General features: G+C 57.1%; 21 protein-coding genes. 12 read left to right on the forward strand and 9 right to left on the reverse strand.

Annotated features, from left to right (window positions below):
• Positions 1–15: 15 nt before the first annotated feature.
• From GKA01_RS04395 to GKA01_RS04405, 3 genes are read right to left on the reverse strand one after another with little or no spacing between them, the layout of a single operon-like run.
• Positions 16–948, reverse strand: a complete 933-nt coding sequence (locus GKA01_RS04395; RefSeq protein WP_146859646.1) for a 2-hydroxyacid dehydrogenase — start codon at positions 946–948, stop codon at positions 16–18.
• Positions 949–986: 38 nt separating this feature from the next.
• Entirely contained in the window at positions 987–1,454 is a 468-nt protein-coding gene (locus GKA01_RS04400; protein WP_228119799.1) for a low molecular weight protein-tyrosine-phosphatase, read from the reverse strand.
• Positions 1,451–2,431 carry an AEC family transporter gene (locus tag GKA01_RS04405; protein ID WP_146859650.1) on the reverse strand — a complete coding sequence of 327 codons (981 nt, stop codon included), beginning with the start codon at positions 2,429–2,431 and terminating at the stop codon, positions 1,451–1,453. The genes GKA01_RS04400 and GKA01_RS04405 overlap by 4 nt, the downstream gene beginning before the upstream one ends.
• 162 nt (positions 2,432–2,593) lie before the next feature.
• On the opposite strand from GKA01_RS04405, the gene GKA01_RS04410 reads away from it, so the two are divergent.
• Entirely contained in the window at positions 2,594–2,905 is a 312-nt protein-coding gene (locus GKA01_RS04410) for a hypothetical protein (protein WP_146859652.1), read from the forward strand.
• An 11-nt stretch (positions 2,906–2,916) separates the two neighbouring features.
• Here the strand turns inward: GKA01_RS04410 and acs are convergent, their stop codons facing one another.
• Positions 2,917–4,824: an acetate--CoA ligase gene (gene acs / locus GKA01_RS04415; protein ID WP_146859654.1), complete on the reverse strand. Its 1,908-nt coding sequence runs from the start codon at positions 4,822–4,824 to the stop codon at positions 2,917–2,919.
• A 907-nt stretch (positions 4,825–5,731) separates the two neighbouring features.
• Between acs and GKA01_RS04420 the strand changes: the two genes are divergently transcribed.
• The 6 genes from GKA01_RS04420 to GKA01_RS04445 all read left to right on the forward strand — a co-directional run bounded on the left by GKA01_RS04420 (position 5,732) and on the right by GKA01_RS04445 (position 14,384).
• Positions 5,732–7,834, forward strand: coding sequence for an AfsR/SARP family transcriptional regulator (locus GKA01_RS04420; protein WP_146859656.1), 2,103 nt, complete (start codon positions 5,732–5,734; stop codon positions 7,832–7,834).
• 134 nt (positions 7,835–7,968) lie between these two features.
• The gene (locus tag GKA01_RS04425) at positions 7,969–8,484 is read left to right on the forward strand and encodes a DUF3576 domain-containing protein (protein WP_228119800.1); all 516 of its coding nucleotides are present in this window, start codon (positions 7,969–7,971) and stop codon (positions 8,482–8,484) included.
• A 7-nt stretch (positions 8,485–8,491) separates the two neighbouring features.
• Positions 8,492–11,089, forward strand: a complete 2,598-nt coding sequence (gene leuS, locus GKA01_RS04430; RefSeq protein ID WP_146859658.1) for a leucine--tRNA ligase — start codon at positions 8,492–8,494, stop codon at positions 11,087–11,089.
• Positions 11,089–11,760 (forward strand): hypothetical protein, encoded by a 672-nt coding sequence (locus GKA01_RS04435; RefSeq protein WP_146859660.1) that lies wholly within the window; start codon positions 11,089–11,091, stop codon positions 11,758–11,760. Before leuS ends, GKA01_RS04435 begins: the two co-directional genes overlap by 1 nt.
• A 14-nt stretch (positions 11,761–11,774) precedes the next feature.
• On the forward strand, positions 11,775–12,776 hold the full coding sequence (gene holA / locus GKA01_RS04440; RefSeq protein ID WP_146859662.1) for a DNA polymerase III subunit delta: 1,002 nt from the start codon (positions 11,775–11,777) through the stop codon (positions 12,774–12,776).
• Between the two features lie 387 nt (positions 12,777–13,163).
• Complete coding sequence (locus GKA01_RS04445; protein WP_146859664.1) at positions 13,164–14,384, forward strand: SMP-30/gluconolactonase/LRE family protein; 1,221 nt, start codon at positions 13,164–13,166, stop codon at positions 14,382–14,384.
• 98 nt (positions 14,385–14,482) lie between these two features.
• Here the strand turns inward: GKA01_RS04445 and GKA01_RS04450 are convergent, their stop codons facing one another.
• The 4 genes from GKA01_RS04450 to minC form a co-directional block, all read right to left on the reverse strand.
• Complete coding sequence (locus GKA01_RS04450) at positions 14,483–14,842, reverse strand: YidB family protein (RefSeq protein WP_146859666.1); 360 nt, start codon at positions 14,840–14,842, stop codon at positions 14,483–14,485.
• A gap of 55 nt (positions 14,843–14,897) precedes the next feature.
• Entirely contained in the window at positions 14,898–15,185 is a 288-nt protein-coding gene (gene minE, locus GKA01_RS04455) for a cell division topological specificity factor MinE (RefSeq protein WP_146859668.1), read from the reverse strand.
• Positions 15,186–15,189: 4 nt separating this feature from the next.
• A complete protein-coding gene (minD, locus tag GKA01_RS04460; RefSeq protein WP_146859670.1) occupies positions 15,190–16,002 on the reverse strand; it encodes a septum site-determining protein MinD in 813 nt (270 codons plus the stop codon).
• A gap of 149 nt (positions 16,003–16,151) precedes the next feature.
• Positions 16,152–16,877 carry a septum site-determining protein MinC gene (minC, locus tag GKA01_RS04465; RefSeq protein ID WP_146859672.1) on the reverse strand — a complete coding sequence of 242 codons (726 nt, stop codon included), beginning with the start codon at positions 16,875–16,877 and terminating at the stop codon, positions 16,152–16,154.
• A 76-nt stretch (positions 16,878–16,953) separates the two neighbouring features.
• Between minC and fzlA the strand changes: the two genes are divergently transcribed.
• From fzlA to GKA01_RS04485, 4 genes are all read left to right on the forward strand, one after another.
• On the forward strand, positions 16,954–17,622 hold the full coding sequence (fzlA, locus tag GKA01_RS04470) for an FtsZ-binding protein FzlA (RefSeq protein WP_146859674.1): 669 nt from the start codon (positions 16,954–16,956) through the stop codon (positions 17,620–17,622).
• Positions 17,623–17,648: 26 nt separating this feature from the next.
• Complete coding sequence (locus tag GKA01_RS04475; protein WP_146859935.1) at positions 17,649–18,824, forward strand: BaiN/RdsA family NAD(P)/FAD-dependent oxidoreductase; 1,176 nt, start codon at positions 17,649–17,651, stop codon at positions 18,822–18,824.
• A gap of 147 nt (positions 18,825–18,971) precedes the next feature.
• A complete protein-coding gene (locus tag GKA01_RS04480; RefSeq protein WP_146859677.1) occupies positions 18,972–19,217 on the forward strand; it encodes a hypothetical protein in 246 nt (81 codons plus the stop codon).
• A 46-nt stretch (positions 19,218–19,263) separates the two neighbouring features.
• Positions 19,264–20,514, forward strand: coding sequence for a DNA recombination protein RmuC (locus tag GKA01_RS04485; RefSeq protein ID WP_146859679.1), 1,251 nt, complete (start codon positions 19,264–19,266; stop codon positions 20,512–20,514).
• Positions 20,515–20,744: 230 nt separating this feature from the next.
• On the opposite strand, the gene GKA01_RS04490 is transcribed toward GKA01_RS04485, so the two are convergent.
• On the reverse strand, positions 20,745–21,059 hold the full coding sequence (locus tag GKA01_RS04490) for a hypothetical protein (RefSeq protein WP_146859681.1): 315 nt from the start codon (positions 21,057–21,059) through the stop codon (positions 20,745–20,747).
• 291 nt (positions 21,060–21,350) lie between these two features.
• Between GKA01_RS04490 and GKA01_RS04495 the strand changes: the two genes are divergently transcribed.
• Positions 21,351–22,076: a response regulator transcription factor gene (locus GKA01_RS04495; RefSeq protein WP_228119801.1), complete on the forward strand. Its 726-nt coding sequence runs from the start codon at positions 21,351–21,353 to the stop codon at positions 22,074–22,076.
• The last annotated feature ends 16 nt before the right edge of the window (positions 22,077–22,092 follow it).

The following is a 22,092-nucleotide window of genomic DNA, read 5'->3' on the forward strand; positions in this document are numbered from 1 at the left end:
CGATGAACCCTGAGCCTAGTTGACTGGTGTTAAGACTTTTCCTTCATTGAAATAAGTAATGATATTATCCGCTACAAGATTTGCCATGGCGGCTCTGGTTTCAATGGTGGCAGATGCTTGATGCGCTTGCAGAACAACATTGGAAAGAGAAAAAAAATCATGATTAATCTGAGGTTCGTTTTGAAAGACATCCAGACCCGCGCCGGCAATCTCATTTTGACGTAAATATTTAATTAAGGCAGTTTCGTCTACTACAGTGCCACGAGCAATGTTGACCAGTACGCCGTTCTTGCCGAGTGCATCAAGGATTTCAGCGTTAACCATATTGGTTGACCGAGGCCCACCTGAAACGGCGAGAATGAGGACATCACACCACCCGGCAAGTGCTTTCAGATCAGGTTCGTATCTATATCTGCTTTCCGGGCGAGCACGGGAATTGAAATAAGCAACTTCCATATTGAAAGCTGAAACACGTTTGGCAATCGCTTGTCCAATATGTCCAAAGCCAGCTATTCCAACACGTTTTCCCGTGAGACTATGACCCATCGGGAGTGGAGCACTGGGCCATTTGCCTGCACGTACGAATTGATCATTTGTGATAATTCCTCGCATGACAGTCATCATGAGCACGATTGCCATATCTGCCACATCGTCAGTCAAAGTATTCTGGGTCGTGGCAACGCGGATATTGCGTCGGCTGGCTTCATTCAGGTCAATGCGGTCCGTACCGACACCATTGACGGAAATTACCTCGAGATTGGGAAGCATATCCATAATTTCTGTTGATACGCCTGATCCGCCACCTGTTGTAACTCCGCGTATGCGGGTTGAGATGGCCTTTAGATTTTCAAGCGAAGTAAATGGATGGATTGTAAAAATTTTCTCAAGTCTTTCACGCATCACGTCAGGCATGGGATCAATTGCCAGAATATCGGGATATGATGACATCGAACTTTCCTTTTTGATTTTTGTGCAAAAAAAATGAATTAAGGCCGCGGGCCTAACACGCTTTGTGCCAGTGCCTTGCAGCCGGCTTCCACATCTGCCCACGTTGTGAGGAAACCTTCGTCTGTTCCGTAATAGGGATCAATCACATCCTGGCCTGCTCGGGTAGAAACATGATCCAGCATCAGGGAAACTTGGGCTCTTGCGTTTTTAGGCTGCATTTGTTTGAGAGCTATCAGATGCGAGTGGTCCAGCGCGATAATGTGATCAAACCGGAAAAAGTCGTCTTTTGTGACAAGTCTGGCGCGGTGGCTTGTAGCATCAAGACCTTGTTGGGCTGCGACTGCTTGTGCACGCGGATCTGGTGCTTCTCCAAGATTCCAGTGTCCGGTACCAGCAGAATCTATATCGAGGGTGAGACCGCGATTATCAGCTTCCCGCCGCATGGCCAGTTCAGCGAGAGGAGAGCGGCAGATATTGCCTGTGCATACGAAAAGGAAACTGGTCATGCGCCTGTCAGCCATATGAAGAATGCCATAGTGACAATTGAGCTTAACGTTCCGAAAAACAGAACGGATGCAATTTCACGTTCAAGCACATGATATCTCATAGCGAGGATTACGTTGATGGAGGCGCTGGGAATAGCCATTGTCAGCACGCTTTCTTGTAGCGCGGGCATCGGAAGGTGCCATATTCTGGCTATGACGTACACGATGCTTGGAATCACGAGGTTCCTGATGGTGACGACGACGCCGACGAGGGGGCTGAATTTCACTTGACGGGTGAACAACACGACGCCTGAGGCGAAAAGTGCTGCACCGCCCGTGGTTCTTCCAAGAAGAAGAAGGGAGCCTTTCAGAAACTGTGGCAGTGACGCTCCGATGCTGACGAGGATGAGAGCCATCATTGGAACCCACACGACGGGCTCACGGCATGAGTGCATCAGGTGGCCGCAGAGCTCCCGAAATTCATTGCGAGAGCTTCCGGCCGTTTCAAGACGGTGGCGTGTTCCACGGTCATGTCCCATCAGAATGAGAGTAATGGGTAACTGCACCAGATTCATGGCAAGGGACGCGATGGAAATTGGCACTGAGCTGGCTGGACCGAAAATCTGACCCAGCACTGGAATGCCGATAAACGGAACTGATGGACCGGTGATCGTCATTGCAATCAGGGCGGCCTCGCCCAAGCGCCGCCCAAGCAGAGCTCGCAAAATGGTGAAGATAATTCCGTAGCCGCCGATCATGGCCAGAAGAATCAGCGCTGCGACTGGTCCTGCTGCGAGGACTTCATTTCTCGGAGTGCTGAGGATGGAGGCAAGCAACTCTAGAGGGAGAGCATACAACATGACCAGACGCGTGAGGACGCCCGCCTGCTGAGCGTCAAAATCCTTTCGAAATGCCGCAAAATATCCCAGCCCGAGTGTGACAAGAATCGGGAGAATGGACTGAACGATCGTCAGCAGCAGGGCAGGCGAGTTCGTCATAGATGATCCATCAGAAGAAAAATCCGGTCAGGAAAGGATCATCTTTCGTAATGGTCGGTCTGACATTCGTCTATCCCTGAGACAGATGACAGTTGACCGCGGGCCTAGAGAATGGCTTTGTGGAGTGATATTGTCCTCTTTCGATCGGTGTCAGATCACGTCATGCAATCCATACTCGATACATTGTGGGGTCTGATTCTGGGGCTGTTGGGTGTGGTGGTCGCAGGCGTGGCCATCATTGAAGTGATGGCACGAAGCGTGCTGTCCGGGCTGGGGATCCAGGGAACCTCACAGACCGTTCTGCTGTTTCTGCTCCTGGGCGGCCTGATCGTGGCGGCGTTCAGGCTTTTTGGCCGACTGTTCGCAGTCCTGCTGGTCGCGGCTTTTTGCGTGTATTTTCTGCACGTTGTTTTCGGGTTTCTGAGCGGCGCCCTTATTCCTGTTCAGACGCCGGCCGGAACGACCGACATCTGAGACGTGAGATGTCAGCTCTTTGTGGACTGGACAAGCTCAACCAGAGCCACAACGATTTCCGGGTTGGCGAGCGTAGACAGGTCTCCAAAGCCCTCGGTCTCACCACAGGCGATCTTGCGGAGAAGGCGTCGGACATTCTTGCCAGAACGTGTTTTGGGAAGATCCGGTACGATATGAATATGCTCTGGTGCCGCGTAACGCCCTACCTTTGAGGTAATGGCTTTCACTGCCCTTATATGAAGATCTTCTGGCGCTTCGGCGCGCGGAACGACATAGACGACGATCCCTTGGCCCTTCAGGTCGTGAGGAACACCGATTGCTGCGCTTTCTGCAATGGTAGGTTCTGTGGCCAGAGCGTCTTCGATTTCTGCCGAGCCGATACGGTGTCCCGAGACATTGATGACGTCATCTACACGTCCCGTGATCCAGTAATAGCCGTCTTCGTCCCGTCGGGCGCCGTCGCCAGTAAAGTAAAAGCCGGGGTAAGGTTGTAGATAGGTGCGTTCGAAGAGGGTTGCGTCTTTCCAGATGGAGATTGCCCGTCCGGGCCAGGACCCGCGCAGACACAGCACACCTTCAGTCGCGCCCGCCTTTGGAACCCCCTGTTCGTCAAGCAGAACAGGATGGATGCCGGGAAGGGGAAGTGTAGCCGATGCCGGTTTTTCCGTGACAGCGCCAGGCACTGGAGAAATCATGATCCCGCCGCTTTCTGTCTGCCACCAGGTGTCCACAAAAGCGCACCGTCCGCCTCCGACATGGTTGTTAAACCACGACCAGGCTTCCTGACTGATAGGCTCGCCTACTGTTCCAAGAACCCGAAGAGACGACAGATCGTAACGTTGTACAACGTCATCGCCCTCGCGCATGAGTGCGCGGATGGCAGTAGGGGATGTATAGAACGTCGTGACTTTATGGTCTTGGATAACGTTCCACCAGCGTCCGGGGCTGGGATGGGACGGCATGCCTTCGAACAGCAGCACGGTCCCGCCATTCAGTAGTGGCCCGTAAACGCCATACGTATGACCGGTGATCCAGCCGATATCGGCTGTGCACCAGAAAATATCACCGTCCTGATGGTCGAAAACCAGGTCATGAGTATAGGACGCCCAGACCAGATAGCCCCCTGTGCCATGAACAATTCCCTTCGGCTTGCCTGTGCTGCCCGACGTATAAAGCAGAAAGAGTGGAGCACAGGACGGCATGTGCTGCGGCGTACAGTCAGACGACGCCGCGTCCAGAAGTGGTGAAAGCCACTGGTCACGTCCTGCGTCCATGCTCACGTCATCTTCCGTGACGCTCACCACCAGAACATGGCGGATGGAGTGTGCATCAGGATGAAGGGCAAGGGCAGCATCGAGGGTTGTTTTGAATGGAATGCGTTTGGCGCCCCGACGTCCCACGTTTGCCGTAACGGCAACAACTGCGCCGCTATCTGCCAATCTATCGGCAATGGCTTCTGGGGAGAACCCTCCGAACAGAACGACGTGAATGGCGCCAATGCGCGCGCAGGCGAGCATTGCGATGGGGCCTTCGGGGACGGAAGGAAGATGGATGGCGACTCGGTCGCCTATTTTCACCCCAAGGCTGCGCAGCACATTCGCCATACGACAGACGCGTTCGTGAAGCGCCTTATAGGTAAGGCGGAGAACGTTACCTGTATCTTCGGCCTGCCAGATCAGGGCATTCTGATTTCCGCGTTTCTCAAGATGCCGGTCCAGGCAGTTGACGCTCGCATTGAGAGCGCCATCCGCGAACCACCCCTTTTCTTTACAATATGCCGCGCTTGGTTCGGCAGTCCACGTCAGGCGTCTGCCTTCACGTTCCCAGTAGAGCTCCGGTTGGGCTGCGGCATTTGTTGTCAGGGCGTTGTAATCCGCCGGTGATAGACGAAATGTGTGAGGGTGAGAGGAAAGAGACATGGACCTGAAACCTTACGCACAGAAAACAAACGCCATGAAGCGAGCGTGCTGTTATATTGGGCTTACGGGCCCGTAAACAGAGAGAATTTCAAATCCAGGAGCATATCAAAGAAAATCGTCCGGATGTGTCTCCGGCCGCAGATGCCTGTCGTTCAGTAAAACTGTCAGGGTAGGTAGGGCTTTTTTTGTTCGTATGGTGTCCGCGAGAGGATTCGAACCTCCGGCCCCAGGATTCTTACCACTTCGGTTTTCACCGCCACGCTATCAAGCGTGTTCGTGGTCTGGACTGTCTCTTCACCACGGTCACAAACGGGACCAAGGTGTCGCCCGTACAGTCTCTACACCTTCTTTCCGGCGAACCGGAGAGCTTGGCTCGGGATTGGCACGATCAAGACGATCAGAGCGTTCCCCGAATTTGAGCGAATCCACCATGCAGTTTCCGGACATGGCGCCCAATTCATACCTTAGGAATCCTGTGCTCTATCCTGCTGAGCTACGCGGACGAACCGCTACTTCTTATCTCTGCTTGAATATTTCCGCAACCTTGATGCACTGTTTCAGTGTCCTGAGCGTTCTGGGAGGGGCTGCTTACAGGGAAATCAGGGCAGGGTGTTTCGGCTCTTTCAACGTTTTTTGGATACGTTAAGTGTCAGGGGCATCGTTACGGCCTTGCAAGGCGCCTTTTTTCCATCAAAAAGGTGTTCTGTTTTCTGGTAGCACCAAATCCTGAGTAGGATCGATCGCGTTTGCGTCCGGATATCCTACACAATACCTCTCATGTAGGGGGTTTTGCAGGTTTGACCGGGTTGAGAATTGCCATGATCTGCACTGTTGACGACCAAACCGCCAAAAGGCGCGAACGCCTCATACCCTCTCTGAGCTGGGGCTGATGGTGGAAGTGACCAAGATGACTGATTCTTCATCCAGTCACGTCCGCGAGACTGATCCTACGCTTCTGCGTTTGAAACTGATTGGGCAGATGGAGGCAAAAACGCTTACTGGAGAGAGCGTTCTTCCGGTTGGCGGTAAGACACGGGCTCTCCTTGCTGTTCTTGCACTGTCTGACCGGAAGCCGGTTCTGCGGTCGCGGCTCGCTGAGCTGCTGTGGAGCCAGCGTCCGGAAGAAATGGCCCGTGCTTCCCTTAGGCAGGAAATTCACAGACTTCTGGACGCCTTGAGCCCACTGGGTGTGGATGTCATTGACGTTCAGCGGCACTCTCTTACGCTGAAGCCGGCGCTCACCTCGGTAGATGCGGAGAGACTGCTGACTGCCAGCTCGCGGACGATCGACGGCATTACCGTGCTCGAAGAGCCTCTTCTTGGTGAACTCGCGGGTGTGGATCCGGCGTTGGATGACTGGCTTTTTCAGCAAAGGGAGCGGCTTTGCGTCCATCTTCGGAATGTCTACGAGAATGCTGTCCTGGAGCTGACAGATCCTGATCAGGTCGACGAGGTGGCGGAACGTCTGTTGAAATTCGATAACCTCAATGAAACGGCCTGGCGTGCAAAAATCCAGACGGCGCTCCATCGAGGTGACCATACGCGCGCCGCAGGGCTGGCAGAACAGCTGACACAGCTTTTTAACACGTTCGATGGACATTCCATGGCGCCTGCAACGCAATCGTTGATTGCGGGTATTTCCATGGAACAGGGAGGTACTGAGGCGCACCGCGACTTTCCGGGGGCGTCAACATCTTCTGCAGGAGATGCGTCATTAGGTTTTGCGGGACGGCCGGATCCCATGCTCGCACTGCCTCTCCATTATACGACCATGGAGGGTTCCGCCGCGGAGCCAAGAAGAATCGCTTTGGTTTTTCTTCCGCCTCTTTGTGCGGATGAAACGTTGATGGATCACGGGCAGGCGGTTCGCGATCACCTCGAACTCATCTTCGTCCACATGGGAACCTTTGATATTCTGGCTGCCCCGGTCGTCCCGCTGCCGGATCCCGTACAGGCTTCCGCTGTTTGTCGGGGGATGGGAGCGGATTACATCATATCCGGCATGCTGCGGCGCAGTCCGGACCACGCGAATAACCGTCTGATCCTACGTGTGTTGGATGCCCGGCGTCATGGTGTTATTGTCTGGGGCACACATTACGACTTTCCCGGAGCGGGTCCTGAAACGGCGGAAAGCAGCCTGCTGACCCCAGCGCAGGCGATGCAATGGAACCTCTTTGTTGCCGAGGCGCGGCGTATTACCGGACGTCCTGACGCGGAGCTTTCGGCCTTGGGCATGGGGCTCAGGGCATTCATGCTTCTTCTGCGTCATGACGTATCTTTTTTTGAAAGGGTAGGGGGGCTGCTTGAAGGTGCCTTCAACCTTGATGCCGATGACGGTGCAATCGCACTTATTGATGCGCTCTATTGTTATATCTGGTATCTGAATGACTGGAGTGAGGATGCTGATGCCATCCTTGAGCGGGGGCTGAAAAAAGTCCGGGACGCTATTTCCCTGCTGCCGGATCTGCACGCCGTTGAAGTGCTTCTTGCCACCTATCTTATGCATGATCCGGCTCGCCACACTACCGCGCTCTCTGTCGCTCGTGCCGCCGAAGCGGGAATCCTGAAAAACGATCGCAATCACAGGGATTCACCGGATTATCTTCTGGTCCGGATCGTTCTGGATCTGCTGGAAGGAAACCCGAGATCGGCAGCGAAAACCGTCAGGGTTCTTACGGAAAATACCTGCCGTTCCCAGTTTCTGGAACTGCTGAGGCCTGTATTCATGATGGTCCTGCTGATCGGGGACGACTATCAGGAAGTGATTGCGATGGGCCGACTGTTCTGTGGTATTTTCCCGGCCTGCCCAAGTGTCTTGGTCTATTACCTCGTGGCGCTCGTAGAACTCGGGGATTTCCCGGAAGAGGCAGCGCGGGTCCGTCGACATCTGATGCGACTGGCTCCTGACCTGACAGTAGCGAAAATCATGTCGCGTTTTTCTTTTGTGTCACAGTCCCGTCGCGAGACCCTGGCTGACGCTCTTCAGAAGGCCGGATTGCCTGTCAGCTAGGAACATCTTGCGCAGGTGCTTGGCCTTGTGACGCCAGCGCGATATGAACAGTCAAACGGAAGTTGCCGGTTACAGACCTCGCCAGTCTGTATCCTTGCTTGTGACCGGCCCTGGCGCGGCCCGCAGGACCACACATGATGTCTCGCACCCAGTTGACTGTTCATCGTCCCCATCCTCGATCCGCTCGTATAGTTCTTGGTCTTCTGACGCTTGGTGCGCTTGCTGCCTGTGGTGGAGGACGTGACCCCAGCACGCTGACGGCGCCCCGCAATCATCTTCTGGGTGTTGATCGTGGCGCAGAAGGTGGCGCAGATGAGCTTCGGGGAGGGGTCAACGCCTATCTCTGGCGTGGCGCGATCGATACCCTGTCCTTTATGCCTCTTGCTTCTGCGGATGCCGTCGGTGGTGTGATCCTGACGGACTGGTATCAGCCATCGGCGAGTCAGAACGAACGCTTCAAGATTGCGGCTTACGTCCTTGATCGACGCCTTCGCTCCGATGCGCTCCGGGTTTCAGTCTTCCGGCAGGTGCTGCAGGATGGACAGTGGGAAGACACGCCCGTTTCCGCCACAACGACATCCGACATTACAACCCGTATCCTGACGCGTGCTCGTCAGTTGCGTGCCGAAAACGGTGAGCGGGACAACTGAGATAAACATGACCGACACTCCAGTCCCCGCTTTCGATTTCAGGCATCGCGAACCTTACTGGCAAAACGAATGGGCACGCCGGAACAGTTTCTCTGTGCCGGATGTTCCTCCCGCTGATCGTCCCAAATATTATGTTCTGGAGATGTTCCCTTATCCATCGGGGCAGCTTCATGTCGGGCATGTCCGTAATTATACGCTCGGAGATGTCGTCGCGCGCTACAAGCGGGCCCGGGGTTTCGCCGTCATGCACCCCATGGGCTGGGACGCGTTTGGACTTCCGGCTGAAAATGCCGCTCGTGAGCGGAATGTGCATCCCGGGGCGTGGACGATGGACAATATCGCCACAATGCGGGCGACGTTGCAGCGGCTGGGCTTTTCGCTCGACTGGGATCGTGAAATTGCGACCTGTCTGCCGGAATATTACGGAAAGCAGCAGAAGCTTTTCATCGACATGATGGGAGCAGGGTTGGTCGAACGACGTGATTCCCTGGTGAACTGGGACCCGGTCGATGAAACTGTGCTTGCGAACGAACAGGTCGTCGAAGGGCGGGGATGGCGTTCGGGAGCCCTGATCGAAAAAAAGAAGCTTTCACAGTGGTTCCTGAAGATCACGAAGTTTGCCCAGCCTCTGCTGGATGATCTCGGAACACTGGATCGCTGGCCCGAACGCGTTCGGACAATGCAGGAGCGCTGGATCGGGCGGTCCGAAGGCGCTCGCGTGCGTTTTGCCCTTCACAACCCTCCGGCCGGTTATGAGGAGGATCTGGACAGTGTGGAAGTCTTCACGACACGTCCGGATACGCTTTTTGGTCTGAGTTTCATCGGGATCTCAGCCGAGCATCCTCTGGCGCTCAAGGTTGCGGCAGGCAATCCGGACGCGGCAGCCTTCATTGAAGAATGTCGACGTCTCGGGACATCCGAGGAAGTCATCGAGGCAGCTGAAAAACGCGGTTTCGATACAGGTCTGCGTGTTGCCAATCCGCTTGATCCGGAGAAAACGGCACCGATCTGGATCGCCAATTTCGTTCTGATGGATTATGGTACGGGGGCTGTTTTCGGCTGCCCGTGCGGTGATCAGCGCGATCTCGATTTTGCCCGTAAATACGATCTGCCCGTTCCGCAGGTTCTTCTGCCTTCCGGACAGGACGCAGGAAGCTTTGTGCTCGGTAAAAAGGCTGTGTCAGGCGACGCGACCCTTTTTAATTCGGGTTTTCTGGACGGTCTGGATCCGGCCACAGCCCGCACAAAGGTTATCGAGCGCCTTGAGGGACTGGGAGCTGGTAAAGGCGTTGTGAACTGGCGCCTGCGTGACTGGGGCATTTCCCGTCAGCGATACTGGGGCTGCCCGATTCCGGTAATCCATTGCTCTGACTGTGGGCCTGTAGCGGTGCCTGACGATCAGCTTCCGGTTGTGCTGCCGGAAGATGTCACATTTGATCGTCCGGGAAATCCGCTGGACCATCACCCGACATGGAAGCACGTCGCCTGTCCGAGCTGTGGTAAACCCGCGACGCGCGAAACAGATACGTTCGACACTTTTGTCGACAGTTCCTGGTATTTCGCACGTTTTACAAGCCCTCATGCCGATGCTCCGACTGTTCCGGCAGCGGCTAACGGATGGCTTCCGGTCGACCAGTATATCGGCGGGATCGAACATGCGATTCTTCATTTGCTTTATGCTCGCTTCTTCACGCGGGCGATGCATGAGACCGGCCATCTGGACGTGGACGAACCGTTTGCGGGTCTTTTCACTCAAGGCATGGTGACACACGAGAGCTATCGGGATGAGGGCGGCTGGCTTTATCCTGAAGAAGTGGAGCGTCGTGGAGAGCAGGTTGTCCGGCGTGATTCCGGAACGCCGGTTCAGGTTGGACGCTCGGAGAAAATGTCCAAGTCCAAGCGCAACACGGTTTCACCAGTGGACATTATCGAGCGTTATGGCGCTGATACGGCGCGCTGGTTTGTTCTCTCGGACAGTCCGCCCGAACGTGACATGGAATGGACGGCTGCTGGCGTTGCTGCTGCTGCCCGCTTCGGACAGAGGTTGCACCGGATCATCTCTTCCGTCGCGGCGCGGGATGCCGCCGACAGTCCGCACGGGGCTGCCGGGGATGATCTCCGTCGTGTAACGCACCGTACCATCGCGGCTATAGAAGAGGCGCTGGAAGCCTTTACGCCGAACGTCGCAGTGGCGCGTCTACATGAACTTACGTCTGCTCTCGCAGAGGCTGAGCGTGTCGAGGGAGAAGGCATGGCCGCTGCACGCCGGGAGGCGGCACAGGTTCTGTGTCTGCTGACCGCGCCGATGATGCCGCATCTCGCGGAAGACATGATGGCAGTTCTGGAACCGGGTAAGCCTCTGGTCGTGGAACGGCCGTGGCCTGCGGTCGAAGAAAAGTGGCTTGCGGTTCAGAGTGTGACAATCGGGGTCCAGATCCTGGGCAAGCTTCGCGGAACCATCGAGGTTCCTCCTGATGCCGCACGGGAAGACGTTCTTGCCGCCGCCAGAAACGAGCCGAATGTCGCACGTCTTCTGGAAGGTAAGCGCGTGGTGAAGGAAATCCATGTGCCGAACCGGATTGTCAATTTCGTGGTGGCTGGCTGATGAGAGACCGCCGCGGCGTGCTTTTCCTGGCAGGCTGTCTCTTTCTGGGAGGGTGTGGTTTCTCACCCCTCTACGGAAAGCTGACACCCAGAACCGACATGTCGGGAGAACTCGCCCAGATTTATGTCGACAATATTCCCGGCCGGTATGGTCAGCTGCTGCGGCTGGCTCTCCAGAAGAACCTTGCGGGTGCGGGACCGGAAGATCCTCATAAATATATCCTGAAAGTCTATTCCGGGATGAATGAGGAAGCAGTCGACATTCATCAGGATAACACGTCGGGTCGTACGCGAAGCACGGCCTCCGCGCACTGGGTGCTGATTACGGTCGAACAGAATCCGCGTCTTCTGGCGCAGGGGGATGCGACGACGCTTGATGGCTTCAATACCAGCTTCGAGCAGTATTTTGCCCAGACACTGAACGACGAAACTCTTCAGGCCCGTGTGTCGGATACGCTGGCACAGACCGTGACCCAGCAGGTCGCCATCTGGTTCCGCAGTCATACAACGCCGGAAAAGGCTGCTCCCGACGAGCTTCCCCGTTATCTGAATACGGATCGTATGCCTGACGATAATGGGAATGCGGCCACTGACAGAACCGGCGTGGATGGTTTCCCGGCTTCCGCAACGGGACGTCTGTCCCGTGGAACCACAAGCGCTACTCCGCAGTAAGGCCGGGGACGCGCGTGAAGATTGACGCACGGAATATTGCCCGCAGTCTGTCGGAGGCCGGGTCATGGCGGGCCATCGTTCTGCATGGTGAGGATACAGGTCTTATTCGCGAGCGTGCCGCGCAGGCGGTCAGGCTTGTGGCGGGTACTCTGGATGACCCTTTCCAGATTGCGCAACTGGATCGTGAAACGCAGGACAGGCTGGAAGAAGAGGCAACGGCGCTCTCCCTGACAGGGGGGCGTCGTGTCGTGTGGGTTCGGGATGGACAGGACAGCCTGACGCCTCTGTTCAGGCGTGTGTTGGAGACCGATACGGATACGCTCGTCGTGATTGAGGCGCCTGGCGCTGCGGCGCGCTCCAAATTGCGGATGCTTGCGGAAACGCACAAAAATGTGGCCTCGATTGCCTGTTATCCTGAGGAAGGTCGCGCCCTGTCTCAGACGGTGACGGATGCCTTGGCGAAGGAAGGGGTGTCGATCGACCGGGATGCCCTGACCTGGCTTCTGGGTGTCCTTGGCGCCGACCGCAGTGGTGTGCGGGGTGAGATCGAAAAACTGGTTTTGTATGCTGGAGCGAACGGTCGTCTCGATCTTCAGGCCGTGCAGGATTGTGTCGGCGATGCCGGGGGCAACTCCCTCGAAGATGCTGCTTACGCCGCATTGTCCGGAAACAGGATGGTGGCGGATGTGGCGCTGGAACGGGCGCTGGCCGATGGCGCCAATCCCGTCGCCGTAGCCCGGACGATACTGGGCGTTCTGGTACGACTTCAGAAGGTCGCGGACGCGGTAGGACTGGGACACGGGCGTGCGGAAGCCATGAAAATGCTGAAGCCGCCTGTCTTTTTCAAACGTACTGCTGCATTCGGGCAGGCGCTCGACCGCTGGCCTCCAGGGGCTCTTGATCTCGCGGCCAGGGAAACACAGGCTTTCGAACTTGCTTGCAAGCAGAGTGCATCGCCTGATCTTGCCCTGTGCAGGCGCCATATCGCCTCTCTCTGCACAGTTCGGAAGGTCTGAGAAACGTAGCGGAGCGTGTTTCCGTTTTGTGAATAATCAGTGGTCTTCGACAGGTCAGCGGTGCTCTGTCAGCCCCCAAGGGTTCGGCTCGACAGTTCCGTTGCAGCGTCCGGGGCGCCTGCCGAGATTGTCCCCCCCCTTTATGTTCAGCTTGCGAGCGCGGACGGACGTTATCTGACATCTGATGGGGCAGATTTTCGAAGCAACCAGTGGAACCGGCATTCCAGGCTAAGCCTGAGCCTGCGAACGGAGTGTTCGTTTCGCTCAATTGAAAAACCGGCGCTTGGCGATCACATTTCGTAATGGTGCATGGCTTTGGACGCCCGGATCGGGCGTTATGAAAATCATGTATCCTGTAAAGATGTTTCGGGAGAATGTGGAATGAGCATGAAGCGTCGTCTTTTTCTGAGGAGCGCTTCAGCAGCTCCCGTGTCTCTGGCCGTATCAAGCGCTCTGCCTCTGGCGTCCGCAAAGGCTGCTGGAAACGTGGATCGTGGGACTGCCCCTTACGGAGCTCTCGATATCGTCGCAGAATTCGACGGACCGGGGCCTTCTGGGATTGTGGTGTTGCCTAATGGACGGACATTCGTAGGCTTCCCCCGGCATGCCATTGATCACAAGGGGGCTACTCTTGGTGAGCTGATCGATGGAAAGGTCGTCCCCTATCCATCCGTCAGCATGAGTATGCCTGGCGCCCGCCCTACGGATTGTCTGGTGTCTGTGCATGGAATGACCATGGACCGGCAGGGCAGGCTCTGGATGATTGATGACGGAAAGAGGGCAGGGCACCCTCTTCAGCCGGGTGCGGCGAAGATTGTCTGTGTCGATCCGCAGACGAACCGTGTGGTTCACAAAATCATTCTCAAAGCCCCTGTGCTCTTGAATGATAGCCACATGAATGACCTGCGCGTGTCGCTGTCACATGGTGCTCAGGGTACGGTGTTTGTGACGGACTCGTCTTTCGGGAACAGCCCCGGTCTGGTGATTGTTGATGTTGCGACTCAGCAGGCGCGACGCGTCCTGACTACGCATCCTGCCATTCTTCCTGAAGAGGGATTCATGGCTATCGTCGAGGGGGAACCCCGTCGCTACATCGCCGGTCACCCGCAACTCGTGTCCGGTGGCGTGGATGGTATTGCCCTGACAAAAGACGAAAAACGTCTGTATTTCGCCCCCCTTACCAGCCGTCGGCTTTACAGTATTTCCGTCGATCTGCTAGCGGATCCGGCGTCCGATGATGCCGTTCTGGGGCCTGCCATCCAGAACGAAGGGGAAAAAGGTGTGGCGGACGGCCTGGCTCTGGATGATCACGGCAGGCTTTACACAACGAACTACGAGCACGACTGTATTCTGCGACGGGACCCGGATGGCTCTTTTCACATGATGCTGCGGGATCCGCGTGCCCTGTCTCCGGACGGAATTTTTGCGACAGCGGATCATGTCTATTGCACGTTCGGTCAATGGAACAGGCTGGCATCGTTTAATGAAGGTGTTGATCGGCGTGCTCCGCCCTATCTCCTGATCCGCTTCCCCATAGAGCAGCCCAAACCCTATGACGCGCTGCCTCATGATCCGGATCAGGGCAAAAGTCCGGGGCAGGGAGCCTGATTGAGCAATAAAAAAGCGCCCAAGGATCTCTCCCTGGGCGCTTTTCGCAAGCTTTGGATTTCGGTCTCGAAAACTCGCTCTGAAGACTGACCCGGATGTCAGACTGTGGTTGTGGGCGCCTCACCTTCAGGGGTGTGCTTGTCCACGGCAGCGGGAAGAAGCTGTGCCAGAGCAGGCAGGATCGTTCCAGCGGGAAGGCCAGTCTTGGCGACGATGGTCTGGATTTGCTGGTCCGTCAGAAGACTGCGCAGCTCGTCTGTGGTGATGGGCAGGTTTTCGCCGTGGCCGATCCAGGACTGGATCTTATCCGCCAGGCCCGCACTCTGCGCCTGGCTTACGAGCATGTTCAGCCCGTCTCCTTTAAGGAAATCGCCGATGCTGCCACTGAACTTTTCACCAAGCTGACCGCCAATGGCACCCACAGCCTGGTTCATGAGGTTTCCGAGAAAGCCGCTCATCCGTAATGCTCCGTTCTGTCAGAGACGGCTCCTGCCGCCAGTTGTTATCGTGTTATCAGGACGACGAGACGCGTTTGCCACTCAATTCCTGAGGGACCTCGACATCGATTTCGAGCATGGAACAACCGCTACCACGGTCAACCTTGATCTGGACCTTGTCCTGATCCACAGCGACATGGCGCGCAATCACTTCCATGATTTCCTTGTGAAGCTGCCGGATCAGGTCGGACTCTCCTGTGTCAGATCCTGTGCTGCGTTCATGGGCCAGCAGGATCTGAAGACGGTCCTTGGCAACGCTGCTGGACTGCTGACGCCGGGCGAAGATGTTAGCGAGAAAACTCATGAATTCATGCGTCCCTCTTAAAGAGCCAGTCGAAGAAACCACGCTTCTCGGTCGGTACCGAGACATCAAGTTTCTCGCCATTCAGCCGTCTGGCGGCCTCGAAATAGGCGCGGGCAGGGAGGCTGGAAGGCGCGGCGAGAGTGACGGGCGCGCCAACGTTGGAAGACTTCAGCACGTCCTCGCTCTCGGGAACGATCCCAAGAAGGGGAATTGAAAGGATTTCGAGAACGTCTTCGACGCTCAGCATTTCCTTGCGCGCCGCCCGGGCCGGATCGTAGCGGGTCAGCAGCAGGTGTTTGTCCACCTTTTCGCCGCGCTCGGCCTTCTGCGTCTTGCTGTCTAGCAGGCCGATGATGCGGTCAGAGTCACGCACGGAGCTGACTTCGGGATTGGTAACGATCACGGCCATATCGGCGTGATACATGGCGAGCTGCGCGCCACGCTCAATACCTGCCGGACTATCGCAGATGACCCAGTCGAACTTCTCACGAAGCTCGTCCATGACGCGGGCTACGCCTTCGGATGTGAGCGCGTCCTTGTCGCGGGTCTGGGACGCGGGAAGGATGGAGAGTGTCTCGCAGCGCTTGTCGCGGATCAGAGCCTGTGACAGACGGGCATCGCCCTGAACCACGTTGATGAGATCGAAGACGACCCTGCGTTCGGCGCCCATGACCAGGTCGAGGTTGCGCAGCCCGACATCGAAATCAACCACTACCACATTCTGTCCGCTCTGAGCGAGAGCGGCGCCGAGCGCGGCGGTCGATGTCGTCTTGCCGACGCCACCCTTGCCGGAAGTGACAACCAGAACCTTGGCCATGAATACTCCAAAATAACGTCTCTGCGGTTCCGCGGCCGACTTTGCCGGAATACCGTAACCGATTTCGCATTCTATGAAAGTTTTATCCCCTGCGGCAACCTAGGAATAAGGGTACTTTCGTGGCGAATGAAGACAGCGCTGTTTATGGTTCAAGCTGGCAGCGAGGTCACCCTGACCCTGTCTTCATTGAGGGCGGCCTGTGCGGCCTGACCAAGAAGCGCCGGGTCAATGTCCTCTGTTACGGCGTAGTACCCGTCCAGCGCCAGAAGTTCGGCCTGCATCCTGCTGGCGAAAATACGGCTCTGGGCCTGGCCACCCACGCCTGCTATCGCCCGTCCGCGCAGGGTCCCATAGACGTGGATTGAGCCGGCGGCCACGATTTCCGCTCCAGAGGAAACCGAACCCAGAATAATAACATCCCCCTGCATGTGCTGGATGCTTTGGCCGGAGCGCACCGTCTGGTCGATGATCAGGGTGCCGCCCCCGGAAACCGGGCCTGTCGCGCTGGTGGACGGATCTTCCGGGATTTCCACCTCGCCGGCCGGGCGGCCACCATCCAGTGTTTCGGGCCAGTCCCAGTGCGCTGTGGCAGGCCAGTGACGGCTGCCACCTTCAATCCCGATGATCCGCACGCCACGGCTGCGGATGTCGTCCATAAGCGTTGCAAGCCCGGGAGTGGTTTCCGCTAGAAGGCCGAGATCAAGAATGACCGGTTTCCCGGTAAAGAGTCCGCCTGAACGGGCGATCTGATAGTCGAGCCCTTCCAGCCACAGCGGAAGAGGTGCCTCGGGCGACAGGACGAGCGCAAGGAAAGAGCGGCCTCGTGCGCGGATACGCATGGGAGCGGGCGGGGCGTTGGAAACGGGATCGGGCATCTGAAAATCGTCGGACCTGTGTCGGGCAGTCGGTGAGGCTCTTGTGAGCGGATATCGGCTGACTTAGAAAGTGGTAATGCGTATCCTGCATCACCTTCCACTTTCTCCGCAATGCCGTCTTGTCCGGCTCGCTCTCAGCGAGAAGCGCCTTCCTTTCGAACCGGTTATCGAACGGGTCTGGGAGCAGCGCGAGGAGTTCTTGCATCTCAATCCGGCAGGCGAAGTGCCTGTGCTGGTTGAGGAAAACGGTCTGGCCGTGCCCGGCGGCCGTGTCATCTGCGAATATCTGGACGAAGCGTATCCCGATACGCCACTTCTCGGACGAACCCTTTCCGATCGTGTCGAAACACGGCGCCTCGTGGACTGGTTCGACACGCGGTTCGCACAGGAAGTCACCCGCAATCTTTTGGGCGAGAAAGTCGACAAGCGTCAATTCGGCCGCGGCCATCCCGACGGGAATGCGCTCCGGGCCGGGTATGCGAATATGCGTTTTCATCTCGACTATATCGGCTGGCTTGCGGAAACGCGCTCCTGGCTGGCGGGCCCTGCGTTGTCTCTGGCGGATTTCGCGGCCGCGGCTCATCTGTCAGCGCTGGACTTCATCGGGGATATCAACTGGTCCAAGGCTCCCGCCGCGAAGGACTGGTATGCCCGGGTCAAATCTCGCCCCTGTTTCAGGGGGGTGCTGTCTGATAAAGTCAGCGGCATTACGCCGCCTGCCCATTACGCCAATCTGGATTTCTGAGGCGTGCTATGGTGAACCCTGCCGCAATGAACCCCGATGTGATTGTGCTCGGAGCCGGCGCGGCGGGGCTGATGGCGGCCGCGACTGCGGGGCAGAACGGCGCACGGGTGCTAATTCTGGACCATGGGCCTGAGCCGGGGCGCAAAATCCTGATTTCCGGTGGCGGCCGGTGCAATTTTACACATCTTGAAACTGGGCCGAACTGTTTCATTTCGCAGAACCGGCATTTCGCTCGTTCGGCTTTGGCACGATACACGCCTCAGGATTTTCTTCGGCTGGTGAACCGCTACGGTATTGCATGGCACGAGAAGGCCCGGGGACAACTCTTCTGTGACGGGTCCGCCGGGCAGATCGTGGGCATGCTGGTCGCCGAATGTCGGGCCGCGGGCTGCGAAATCAGGATGCAGACGCGTATTCTCGATGTGCGTCAGGCTGAACATGGATTCATTGTCTCGACCGACGGGGGGGAAATTCGCACGGGGGCCGTGATCCTTGCGACGGGTGGCCTGTCCATTCCCAAGCTCGGAGCGTCGGATCTTTCCCTGCGTCTGGCCCGCCGGTTCGGGCTGCGTCTTGTGCCGACCGCGCCGGCGCTGGTGCCGCTTGTTCTGGCGGACGCGGATCCGGAACTGGCCGGCGTATCGCTGCCAATCGTGGCGCGTGTTGGAAAGAAGGGGCCGCGTTTCGAGGACGGGATGGTCTTCACCCATCGTGGTGTCTCCGGACCGGCCATTCTTCAGATTTCGTCCTATCTGGAGGCAGGCGAGACTGCCCAGATCGATCTCCTGCCTGGGCGAAATGCTCTGGAGAATTTTCTGAAAATCAAGAAGGAGCGCCCAAAGGCTCTCCCGCCAAGTCTGCTGGAAGCGCTTCCTCAGCGTCTCGCGCGTGTTCTTGCTGCCGGGTTGGGGGATACAATGCTGGCCAATCAGCCTGACCGTGTCATCAGGGCGCTCGCCGACCGGATCTCGAACTGGCAGCTGCGTCCCGCGGGCACCGAAGGATACGCCAAGGCTGAAGTCATGCGGGGTGGAATTGATACGCGGGATCTGTCGTCGCAGACTCTCGAAGCACGGGATATTCCGGGGCTTTATGCGATTGGTGAGGCCGTGGACGTAACGGGCTGGCTGGGTGGCCACAATTTCCAGTGGGCCTGGGCGAGCGGGGTTGCCGCCGGGAAAGCCGCGGCTGGGCATCGTTAGCCGCTCTTATGGTCCGTCCTGTGAAATGGCCGCCACAGGATTGCCATTCTCGCATCCGATGACGCGGCAACCGGAAGGGCAGGAAATCGTTTCCGCTGTTCTGGACATTCGTATTGTGCAACTGGCCGACAAGGACACCCCCCTCAAATGTCTCCTTCCCTCATTCGTCACGCCCTTCGTGCCGCCGCCGGTCTGTCCCTGCTGGGACTCGGAGCCTGTGTTGGCACGGCAGCGTCGGGTCCGGTTGCTCCGGGAACACCGGTTGCGGGATACGGCTACACCTGCAAGGCGGGAATCTATACCTGCAAGATGCCAACGCAGGTTCCTCTTGGAGCGCCGTGTTCCTGTCCCGGACTGGGTGCGGCGTCGTACGGCAATATTCATCAGCCATAGACCGGAGGGCATTGGCCCGGAGGATCTGACGGGATAGGACAGCGCCATGCAGGAGAATTTTTCTGGAATGGCGCTGTTTCTTCCCTGGATCGTGGCCGCTGTTGCGCTGCTTGTTGCTCTCGTAAGCGTTCTGAGGGGCGGCGGTGGACGCTTTGAGCGATTGCTGGAGCGGGAAGCGCAGGAGCGGGCGCAGGATGTGGAATATCATCGGGCGCATCTCTCAGAAGTGGAGCGTGTTCTTTCGGGACGGCTGGATCAGTTCCGCCTGGAAACAAGCGAGCGTCTCAGTCTTCTCGCCCGGAGCCTTGGACAGGATCAGGCAGAAGGACGACTCCTGTTGTCCGACGCATTGCGCGATATGGCGCAGAGTCAGAACGAGCAGATCGAGCGCATTCGCGCCACCGTGAACGAACAGCTTCACGGTGCTGTGGAAAAGCAGATGCAAACGAGCTTCCAGCGCGTGGTGGAGCAGTTCAGTGCCATGCAGAAGGCGCTGGGTGAAGTTACGAGTGTCACTGCACAGATCGGTGATCTCAAACGGCTGTTCTCCAACGTCAAGACCCGTGGGGGGTGGGGGGAGGCCCAGTGCCGGAGCATTCTGGACGATATCCTTCCTGAAGGGAGCTACGAGACGAATTTTCGTTTGGGGACAGGTGGAGAGAATGTTGAGTTTGCAGTCAAAATGCCTGTGCGGGGTTCAGACGTTCCGCCCCGGCTTGCAATCGACAGCAAGTTTCCGACCGAAGCTTATGAACGTCTGCTGAACGCATTCGAAGCCGGGGATGCAACCGCGGAGCGTCAGGCGCGCAAAGAGCTGGAAAATGCCGTTCGGTTCGAAGCGAAGAAGATTGCTTCCAAATACATTCTTCCGCCAGTGACGGTGGAGTTCGCAGTGCTCTATCTGCCGACTGATGGCCTCTATACGGAAATTGCCCGGATGCCGGGCGTGATTGATGAAATCGGGCGTTTGTATCGGGTGATGGTGATGGGGCCGTCGCTCCTTCCTGCGATGCTGAGGACGGTGCATCTCGGGTACGTTACGCTGACGCTTGAAGAGCGGACGGAGGCTATTGCGGGACTTCTGGGAGCAACCCGGCAGGAAATGTTGCGGATGGATCAGGTTCTCGAAAAGCTTCATCGCAATGCGGGCACGATGGGCAATACGATTGAGGAGGCGAGGCAGCGAACCCGGGTCCTGGGACGCCGTCTGCGTGCTTTGGACGGGACTAACGAAGATATGGAAGAGTCCCTGCGCGCGACCGGTTCAGATGTCTCTGGCAAACTAGGCTCGGGTTGACGCCTGAGATTGATCGGTCGGTTTAGATCTGGCTCAGGAAAATCGGGTGTAAAGGCTTTTTCCCTCCCCGGATATGTGAGCGAAAGTCTGGAGTGCTGGCTCCGTTTTTGTCCAAGACATGATGGAGCTAATCCCCTTTCGCATGCCTATGGATTGAACGCTGGAACGGATTTGCGCGGATTTGACTCTCTCCTGTATTGAGGCGAGCCGCGGTGAGTCTTTCCCAAATTTCAGTCGATGAATTTTTTCTGGCTCAAGCGTTGATGGAGAAGGGCGTGGATGAAAAGGACGACGTCCTCACCGTCCGGATAGTCTGCAGGAGCGAGGAAAGCATCCGCACCTGCACTGAGGAAGCTCGTTGCGAACGAGGCGGTTCCGGCTGCGCAGGCTGTTATCAGGACAAGGCGGCTTTTCATACAGTCTGGCGGGAGGCGCAGATGTCTGGCCGGGAAGCTGCCAGCGAGCAGTTGCCTCGTATCAACTTCAGGTGAGAATTCACCGAAAACGAGGCCTGTTTCATCCCCATGGGCACAGATGACAACCATCTGGCTCGTTGGAGGACGGGCAGCAAGGGGGGCCAGAAAATCTACTGGATTGCCGGATGGAGAATAATCGGTTTTGCAGCCGAGGCTTTCAAAATGAGATGCAAGGTCTGTGCTTTGCTGATGCTGTCACCAATTGCAATGATGGTCGCGTCCGGTTGATAAGGAATTGGATGTTTTCTGGATGTAGCTTGAAGACTGAGGTGGGCCAATCGCCTTGACATGCACGCTTTAGCCTTAAGAGCAATTTTAATTGGATGACAGGCCGTGCGGCCTCATGTGAGGATTATGACCATGACGTCCGGACATGAACATGCGGCACCCGAGCGTGGTGCCATCCTCTCCCCACGGGTTCTCCTGATTGAGGATGACGACAGCATTGCCGCTGAGGTCGTGGAAGAGCTCACGATCCGTGGCTATGAGGTCACGCGGGCTTCGACTGGGATCGAAGGACTGGATCATGCCTGCACCGGACAGTTCGATCTGATGATTGTGGACCGGATGCTTCCGGAACTTGACGGGCTGACCGTCATTGAAAGCGTGCGCGCACAGCGGATCAACATTCCGGTTCTGGTGCTTTCTGCGCTGTCGGCAGTGGATGATCGGGTCAGTGGCCTCAAGGCCGGCGGCGACGACTATCTGACTAAGCCTTTTGCCATGGAGGAGCTTGCGGCACGGCTTGAGGCACTCTTGCGGCGGCCAACGGACAGCCGGGTGACGACACTGCGCGTTGGGCCGCTTGAAATGGACCTGATTGATCGCAAGGTCTTCCGGAGTGGTCAGGAAATCGAACTGCTCCCGCGTGAATTCCGGCTTCTGGAGTACATGATGCGTCGTCCGGATACGGTGCTGACGCGGACCATGCTTCTGGAAGATGTTTGGAACTATCGTTTCGTGCCGCAGACGAATCTGGTGGATGTTCACATCGGAAAGCTGCGTCGTAAGATTGACCAGCCGGGGGAACCTCCGCTGATTCACAGTATTCGCGGCGCGGGGTTCAGTCTGCGTGTCCCGACCTGACCTGCGGCTTTCCGAA

The organism is Gluconobacter kanchanaburiensis NBRC 103587 (genome assembly GCF_007988905.1).
GTDB lineage: Bacteria > Pseudomonadota > Alphaproteobacteria > Acetobacterales > Acetobacteraceae > Gluconobacter > Gluconobacter kanchanaburiensis.